Origin of the sequence: uncultured Campylobacter sp. (assembly GCF_937997595.1) — a bacterium.
In the GTDB taxonomy this organism is placed as follows: Bacteria; Campylobacterota; Campylobacteria; order Campylobacterales; family Campylobacteraceae; genus Campylobacter_B.
Genome location: NZ_CALKTS010000202.1, coordinates 1 through 8,061, shown reverse-complemented (window position 1 = coordinate 8,061; position 8,061 = coordinate 1). Strand labels below are relative to the sequence as shown.

At 49.1% G+C, this 8,061-nt stretch carries 8 protein-coding genes; all 8 read left to right on the top strand.

Annotated features, from left to right (window positions below; genetic code table 11):
* Positions 1 to 900, top strand: a 900-nt coding sequence (locus tag Q0614_RS07145; RefSeq protein ID WP_298787615.1) for a bifunctional 3,4-dihydroxy-2-butanone 4-phosphate synthase/GTP cyclohydrolase II, incomplete at its 5' end; no start/stop codon positions are given.
* The gene (locus Q0614_RS07140) at positions 897 to 2,054 is read left to right on the top strand and encodes a DNA polymerase IV (protein ID WP_298787613.1); all 1,158 of its coding nucleotides are present in this window, start codon (positions 897 to 899) and stop codon (positions 2,052 to 2,054) included. The genes Q0614_RS07145 and Q0614_RS07140, both read left to right, overlap by 4 nt.
* A 19-nt stretch (positions 2,055 to 2,073) precedes the next feature.
* Complete coding sequence (locus tag Q0614_RS07135) at positions 2,074 to 2,613, top strand: hypothetical protein (RefSeq protein WP_177389487.1); 540 nt, start codon at positions 2,074 to 2,076, stop codon at positions 2,611 to 2,613.
* A 665-nt stretch (positions 2,614 to 3,278) separates the two neighbouring features.
* Positions 3,279 to 4,097, top strand: a complete 819-nt coding sequence (gene lgt / locus Q0614_RS07130; RefSeq protein WP_298787611.1) for a prolipoprotein diacylglyceryl transferase — start codon at positions 3,279 to 3,281, stop codon at positions 4,095 to 4,097.
* Between the two features lie 94 nt (positions 4,098 to 4,191).
* Positions 4,192 to 4,875, top strand: coding sequence for a fumarate reductase cytochrome b subunit (locus Q0614_RS07125; protein WP_295151987.1), 684 nt, complete (start codon positions 4,192 to 4,194; stop codon positions 4,873 to 4,875).
* Positions 4,876 to 4,885: 10 nt separating this feature from the next.
* Complete coding sequence (locus Q0614_RS07120; RefSeq protein ID WP_298787609.1) at positions 4,886 to 6,904, top strand: fumarate reductase flavoprotein subunit; 2,019 nt, start codon at positions 4,886 to 4,888, stop codon at positions 6,902 to 6,904.
* Positions 6,897 to 7,634 carry a fumarate reductase iron-sulfur subunit gene (locus Q0614_RS07115; RefSeq protein WP_298787607.1) on the top strand — a complete coding sequence of 246 codons (738 nt, stop codon included), beginning with the start codon at positions 6,897 to 6,899 and terminating at the stop codon, positions 7,632 to 7,634. Before Q0614_RS07120 ends, Q0614_RS07115 begins: the two co-directional genes overlap by 8 nt.
* Before the next feature lie 175 nt (positions 7,635 to 7,809).
* Positions 7,810 to 8,016 (top strand): hypothetical protein, encoded by a 207-nt coding sequence (locus Q0614_RS07110; RefSeq protein WP_298787605.1) that lies wholly within the window; start codon positions 7,810 to 7,812, stop codon positions 8,014 to 8,016.
* Positions 8,017 to 8,061 lie beyond the last annotated feature (45 nt).

Genomic DNA, 8,061 nt, shown 5'->3' with positions numbered 1-8,061 from the left:
AGCACCTTTAGCAGCGCAGAGAAGGTAAATTTTGCGATCACGTACGCTCGCGGAGTGCTGTGCGTGGCGCTTAGCCCGCAGATTGCGCAGCAGCTAGATCTAAACTTAATGGTCGATAAAAACACTTCAAGCCACGAGACCGCCTTTACCGTCACGATCGACGCAAAGGACGCCAAGACGGGCGTAAGCGCGTATGAGCGTAATATGACGATCGAGCTGATGTCGCGCGTGGGCGCTCGTGCGGATGATTTCGTCCGCCCCGGGCATATCTTCCCGCTTATCGCCAAAAGCGGCGGCGTGCTCGCTCGCACGGGGCACACCGAGGGCTCTACGGATCTGTGCCGCTTGGCGGGGCTTTCGCAAAGCGCCGTGATCTGCGAGATCGTCAAAGACGACGGCGATATGGCGCGCAGGGACGATCTGGAAAAATTCTGCGCGCAGCACGGCATCAATATGATCTCGGTCGCGCAGATCGTGCAGTACCGCTTAAAACACGAAACGCTCGTTAAATTTAGCGAGCCAAAAAGCGCTATGCTGTGCGGCGAAGCGGCGAAATTTTACGACGTGAGCGATCACGAGGGCAACGAGCACCGCGCCTATATTTTCGGCGAGCTGGGAAAGAGCGCGCAGACGAACGTGAAATTTCATAAAATTTCAAGCGATCTGGAGTTTTTAAGCGATACGAAATTTAACGATTTTATGCGCGATCTGGAGATTTTGCGCAAAGAGGGCGGCGTGCTTTTGATGCTAAAATCCACGCAAAATCGCGCCGATTTTAAGAGCTTCGGTATCGGAGCGCAAATTTTAGCGCATCTGGGCGTTAGAAAAATCAAAATTTTAAGCAAGAGCGAGCCTAAAGACTACGCGGGGCTTAGCGGTTTTGGGATCGATATAGTTTGATAGCTCACATCGATTTGGACAGCTTCTTCGTTTCTGTAGCGAGGCTCGCCGATCCCGCGCTTGCGGGCAAAAAGATCGCAGTCGTCGGAGGCGGCGACGAGGAGATTTTCGGGGGCAAGAGCGAGCTTGGAAGCGTGATTTTAAGCGCGAGCTACGAGGCCAGAGCGGACGGCGTGCACTCGGCTCAGCCCGTAAAACAGGCGCTTGCTCTGTGCCCACAGCTCATTTTGGTGCGCGCCAGACATGGCGAATACTGTAAAATTTCACGCGAAATTTATGAGTTTTTACTAAGCTTTACGCCTGAGATCGAAAAATTTAGCATCGACGAGTTTTTTCTAAATTTACGCGGCACGGCATACGACGCGGACGCGCTAGGCTTTGCCGCGTTTTTGCAAAGCGAGATTATGCGCCGCTTTAGCCTTCCGTGTAGCGTCGGGCTTAGCGAAGCAAAACTGATCGCAAAACTCGCTACGAGCCTTGCTAAGCCCTTTGGCGTACGGCAAATTTTAAAATCGCAAATCGCGCGCGAGCTATCCGCCGTGCCGGTAGCGAAATTCCCAGGCATCGGCAAAGCGGCGCAAAAAACGCTCGGCAAATACGGCATCGTAAGCTTCGGCGACGCGCTAGGGCATAGAGAAATTTTTGAAAAGATGGGCGCAAACGGCAGGAAAATTTTTGCAGCCCTTAGCGGCGAGGATGAGGGCGAGGTCGTCTCAAAGCGCGAGCGCAAAAGCATCGGCTTTGGGCGCAGCTTCGCGCCGTGCGCCGATCGAGACGAGCTGCGGCGTAAAATTTTAATTTTGGCGCGCCATTTGGCGGGCGAAGTGCTTGCAAGGGGCCTAAAGCCCGCGACGTATGATCTAAAGATCCGCTATAAATCGCGCGAGGAGTTTTCGCACCAGATCAGCCAGGATAGGGCGTTTAGTCTAAGCTTGCTGAGCGAGACCGCGCTTGAGCTGTTTGGGCTCTGCGACGTGAAAAAAGGCGCGCAGATAATCCACGTAGCGCTAAATCTTTCAAATTTTAGCGGCAGATCGGGCGGCTCGCTGCTCTTTGGCGAGATCGATAAAAAGCAGCAGAGCCTGGATCGATCTTTAAGCATGATTTGGGAAAAATTCGGCATCGAAAAGCTAAAAAAAGCGAGCGAAATTTGATTAAATTTAAAGGAAAAAGATGAAATTAGGCGAGCTATACTCGGTGATCTGCATAATCTTTGCGACGAATTTCAGGGGCGTGATAGATGAGCAGAAGTTGCGCGGCTTGGGCAAAAACTGGATCATCGTAAACAAAAATATCGAGAACAAAAACGGCCACGAGCTTTGGCAAAAGGTACAGGGCGAGGACTACGCGGCGCTCGGGCGCGATTTTGAGGCGCTAAAAGAGGCGTTTGAGATGGATTTTTTCAAGCTCATTAGCGAAAGCGAAGTGGAGCTGTTTTATGAAAAATGCCGCTTCAAAAAGCCTTTCGCGGAGCTTAAAAGCGCTCACGCAGCCAATATGCTAGCACTGCTTGCTATGATCTTTAAGCAAAACACGGACGCAAAATCGCATAAAATTTTGACGCTATATCTGGCGCAATTTATCATTCCTAGCTTTTCCGCGCTTGCTACGCACGTGCAGATAAACGCTAAAAGCAGCTACTATAAGGCGCTCGGATGGTTTTTGGCGGATTTTTGCCGCGTGGTGAAAGAGACGCTAGGGCTTGGAATTTAAAATTTAGGACGCACGCTCTGTATTTTTGCGCGCTCGGCACAGAAAAGCGCTATGTAGAGATAAGTCTGGAGCTTGCTTTCAGGATTTCTTGCGCTGTAGCTGATACAGCTCCTGCGAGCGTGATAAGCTAAGCAAGACGGGCGAATTATATCTGCGCAGATGCAAAGTAGCTGCCTTGCTGTTTTGTGCGTCGGCGTTTGTCGTATCGCGCGTCGTTGTGAATTCTGCGCAGCATTCGGTATTTTGCGCATGTGCCGTTCGACGTTTGTTTTGCGCGCACTGCGAGTTTTGCTAGGCGTCCGGTGCTTTCGTTTTACGCCGCCTGCATTAGGGTGCTGCGTGCTTTGTTCGCGTCGCGTCGTTTTGCGCTTTGGCGTCTTGCGTGTCGCTTTGTATGTCGTCTGGTACCGCCGCTCGGTGCTTTACGTGTGGCGCCTTACGCCCCATATAGCGCCGCTGCGTGAAATTTCATGCGAGGTGGTCTGTGCATCGTTTGACGCTATCGCTAGGATTCGCGTCTTACGTGTTTCGCGCGTGCGATCGAGCGTTCGAAAACTAGGGTTTGGAGCCTAGCACTTGCGTCGCCCTGCGTCTTTTACAGAGCGTGCGTCACGCAGCGTCTGATGCGCGCCGCTAAATTTTAAAATTTAAAACAAAGGATAAATTTGAATTACTGGAACGAAATTTACGCCCACTTTGATCCCGTGGCATTCAGTGCGTTTGGCATAAACGTGCACTGGTACGGCATTATGTATGTTTTGGCGCTGCTTACGGCGCTATTTATTGCCAAATATTTCGTGCGAAAAGACGGCCTTGACTTCAGCGATAAGATGCTAGATCGCTACTTTATCTGGGTCGAAGTGGGCGTCATTTTGGGCGCGCGGCTTGGATACATCGCGATCTATTCGGGCGAGGCGGCGTGGCATTTCAGCCATCCGTGGCAAATTTTTAACCCATTTCATAATGGCGAGTTCGTGGGTATTCGCGGTATGAGCTATCACGGCGCGGTCGTCGGATTCGTGATCGCGACGGTTTGGTTTTGCAAAAAATTTAAAACCGATATGTGGGCGCTGCTCGATCTCGTGGCACTTAGCGTGCCGCTTGGGTATTTTTTCGGGCGCGTGGGGAATTTTTTAAATCAGGAGCTTTTCGGGCGCGAGACGAGCGAGCCGTGGGGGATTTTAGTAGGCGGCACGTTGCGCCATCCAAGCCAGCTTTACGAAGCGGTTTCGGAAGGGCTCGTTATTTTCGTGATTTTATTTTTCTACCGTAAATTTAAGAAATTTAACGGCGAGCTGATATGTCTGTATGCGATGCTATACACAGCGTTTAGATTTTTCGTGGAATTTTTCAGGCAGCCGGACGATGGGCTTGGCTTTGTATTTTTAAATTTATCGATGGGGCAAATTTTATCTTTAGTAATGTTTTTGATAGCAGTTTTCTTAAAGCAGTCTTTGAAGAAAAAACTAATTTGCAGAAATTAAATTAATCTAAAGTTAAAAAGTAATATAATCTCTTTACAAAAATGTAAATTTTCGTTTAGCGGGGATTTATAATCATCTTTTTTAAGGAGAACCTATGCTAGGTCGCATTGAAGGCTTTACGGGCAGATCCATAGACGGCAAAAAAAGCCGCATTATGGCTTTGCAAGACGTGGCGCAAAGCATCAGCGGGCTGATTTTGGCCTGTTTTATGCTGTGTCATATGATATTTACCGGCACGATTTTGATCGGTAAGGGCGCGTTCGAGGGCGTCGTACATTTCGCCGAACCGGGCGGAATTTATTTCGTTACAAACATCGTCGCTTTCGTGATTTTCGTGATTTTCGTAGTTCACGCGTTTTTGGCGATGAGAAAATTTCCGGCTAACTACGCCGCTTACAGGGCGTTTAAAGCGCATAAAATGCGAATGAAGCATTGCGACACGACGCTTTGGTGGTTTCAGTTTTGGACGGGATTTTTACTATTTTTCTTTGCGGCGGCTCATATTTTAATGATCGTATTCGGTCCGAAAATTACTGCAGATCTTGCTATTGCTAGATTCGGACAGCTTCATCTATTTTATTTCGTTTTATTGATTTTCGTAGTAACTCACGCTAGCATCGGAATTTATAGATTATATATGAAATGGATCAGCATAGACGGCACGAAGGCTGAAATTCAAAGAAAAAGAGCCTTCATTAAAAAGGCGGTTTTTATCGTTTGGGGCGCATTTTTCCTGCTTTCGATAATCGCCGATTTTAAATGGTTAAGTTTAGAATAGGGAGCTTAGGATGAATGTAATATATTGCGATTCTTTAGTTATTGGCGGCGGTTTGGCGGGCTTAAGAGCTGCGATCGCTACCGGCGAGAAGGGGCTTAGCACCATCGTTTTGAGTCTGATCCCCGTTAAACGCTCGCACTCTGCGGCAGCTCAAGGCGGCATGCAGGCGTCACTGGGAAATTCCAAGATGAGCGAGGGCGACAATGAGGACGTGCACTTTGCCGATACCGTAAAAGGAAGCGACTGGGGCTGTGATCAAGACGTCGCTAGGATGTTTGCGCAAACGGCGCCTAAGGCGATCCGCGAGCTTGCTGGCTGGGGCGTTCCTTGGACCAGGATTACTAGAGGCGAGCGAAGTGCTATTATCAACGCTCAAAAAACCACGATCACCGAAAAAGATGAGGTTCACGGGCTTATTCATAGCCGCGACTTCGGCGGTACGAAAAAATGGCGAACCTGCTATACCGCCGATGCTACGGGGCATACTATGCTTTTTGCCGTTGCAAACGAAGCGCTAAAGCATAACGTCGATATTCACGATCGTAAGGAGGCTATCGCGCTAATTCATGCAAATAACCGCTGCTATGGCGCAATCGTGCGCGATTTAGTTACTGGCGAGCTAATCGCATACGTCTCAAAGGGCACGCTAATCGCTACCGGCGGCTACGGCAGAGTGTATAAACACACCACAAACGCCGTCGTTTGCGAGGGTATAGGTGCTGCTATCGCGCTTGAGACCGGCGTCGCGCAGCTTGGAAATATGGAAGCGGTGCAGTTTCACCCAACCCCTATCGTTCCGAGCGGAATTTTGCTTACCGAGGGTTGCCGCGGCGACGGTGGAATTTTACGCGATGTGGACGGCTACCGCTTTATGCCGGATTATGAGCCCGAGAAAAAGGAACTTGCTAGCCGCGACGTCGTAAGCCGCCGCATAATGGAGCATATAAGAAAAGGCAAGGGTGTCAAAAGCCCTTACGGCGAGCACGTTTGGCTCGACATTTCGATCCTCGGGCGCGAGCATATCGAGAAAAATTTACGCGACGTACAAGAAATTTGCGAAATTTTCAACGGCATCGATCCTGCCGACACCGAGGTAATAACCGACGAGCAGGGCAGAAAGCGCGGTAAAGGTTGGGCCCCTATCCTTCCTATGCAACACTACTCGATGGGCGGTATCAAAACAAAAGCTACGGGCGAGAGTCCAACGCTAGCCGGGCTTTTCAGCGCCGGCGAGGCTGCGTGCTGGGATATGCACGGCTTTAACCGCTTGGGCGGAAATTCCGTTGCCGAAACCGTCGTCGCGGGCATGATCGTGGGCGAGTATTTTGCGGAGTATTGTCAAGGACACGACGTCGATATCAATACGCACGATATACAAAAATTCGTAGATAAAGAGAAAAATTACATTAAAAGCCTGCTTGAAAAAGAGGGTAAATTTAACGTATTCGAGATAAAAAACAAGATGAAAGACGTGATGTGGGAGCACTGCGCGATATTCCGCACCGGCGAGGGATTAGCCAAAGCCGTAAAAGAGCTCGAGGAGCTTTACAAGCAGTCCTTGGACGTCAAAGTAAGCAATAAAGAGCTTTTCGGAAATCCTGAGCTTGAGGAGGCTTACCGCGTACCGAAGATGCTAAAGCTTGCGCTTTGTATCGCCAAGGGTGCGCTTGATCGCACCGAAAGCCGCGGCGCACACTTCCGCGAGGATTATCCGAAACGCGACGATCTAAACTGGCTAAAACGAACGCTTGCAAACTGGAAAGAGGGCGATACTATGCCTACTCTAAGCTACGAGCCGCTTGATATTATGAAGATGGAGATGCCGCCTGCATTCCGCGGATACGGCGCCAAAGGCAATATTATCGAGCATCCGGACAGCGCCGTGCGCCAAAAAGAGGTCGATGAAATTCGCGAGAAAATGCAAGCCGAGGGCAAAGGCAGATATGAAATTCAAGAGGCATTGATGCATTATGAATTGCAGCCAAAATATAAAGCACCTAACGAAAGAGCAGGTATAGGATATGAGTAGAAAAATAACAATAAAGGCATTTAAGTATAATCCGCTAAGCAAAATTTCAAAGCCGCACTTCGCTACTTACGAGCTTGAAGAGACCGACGGAATGACGCTGTTTATCGCGCTTAACGTGATTCGTGAGAAATTTGATCCCGAGCTAAGCTTCGATTTCGTTTGCCGCGCGGGTATCTGCGGCAGCTGCGGTATGCTCGTAAATGGCAAGCCGCAACTTGCGTGCCGCACGCTTACCAAGGACTATCCGGACGGCGTGATCGAGCTTATGCCACTTCCGGTTTTCAAACTGCTAAAAGATCTAAGCGTCGATACGGGCAACTGGATGAACGCGATGAGCAAACGCGTAGAGAGTTGGATCCACACCGATCACGAAACCGATATCTCCAAGCTTGAGGAGAAGGTCGAGCCGGAGGTCGCGCAGGAGGTTTTCGAGCTGGATCGCTGCATCGAGTGCGGTATCTGCGTAGCTGCATGCGGCGTAGCGATAATGCGAAAAGACTACATCGGCGCCGTCGGTATCAACCGCGTGGCACGCTTTCAGATCGATGCGCTGGATAAACGCAGCGACGAGGATTTTTACGAGCTAATCGGCGATGATGACGGAGTATTCGGCTGTATGACGCTGCTAGGCTGCGAAGACCACTGCCCTAAGCACCTTCCGCTTCAAAGCAAAATCGCATATGTTCGCCGCAAGCTTGCCGCTCAGGGCAAGTGCGGCTGCGGCAAATAAAATTTAAGCGGGACCTTCCCGCTTAAATTTATCTCTTTATCTCACTAAATTTTACTCAACAAATAAATTTCAAAAATGCTTGAGTCTGGCAAGCAAGGTAGCCTTAAATTTAATACTATCCCAAGCGATAAAGAAGTAAAATATGATCGCTTAAGATCGCAGGCGAGGGATAAGGATGAACGAAGCAAGGCTCAAAGAGTTAAAGAAAATTCTAAACGAACGGCGTCAAAATTTAGAGCAGGGCTCGCAAGAAAATTCTGACGCTCAAAATTCTGATGCCTTAAATTTTGATACTTCAAAATTCCGATACCTCAAATTTAAACGCTTCGAATTTCGATGCATCAGATTTAAATATTACAAATTCCAAGGCTTTAAATTTTAATGATAAAAATTCAGATGATCTAAATTTAAACGCAGAGCGCGATAG

Bases quoted from the DNA above. Each gene is read 5' to 3' on its own strand.
- Q0614_RS07115 (WP_298787607.1), top strand. From the start codon at position 6,897: ATGAGTAGAAAAATAACAATAAAGGCATTTAAGTATAATCCGCTAAGC.
- Q0614_RS07120 (WP_298787609.1), top strand. From the start codon at position 4,886: ATGAATGTAATATATTGCGATTCTTTAGTTATTGGCGGCGGTTTGGCG.
- Q0614_RS07110 (WP_298787605.1), top strand. From the start codon at position 7,810: ATGAACGAAGCAAGGCTCAAAGAGTTAAAGAAAATTCTAAACGAACGG.
- Q0614_RS07125 (WP_295151987.1), top strand. From the start codon at position 4,192: ATGCTAGGTCGCATTGAAGGCTTTACGGGCAGATCCATAGACGGCAAA.
- Q0614_RS07135 (WP_177389487.1), top strand. From the start codon at position 2,074: ATGAAATTAGGCGAGCTATACTCGGTGATCTGCATAATCTTTGCGACG.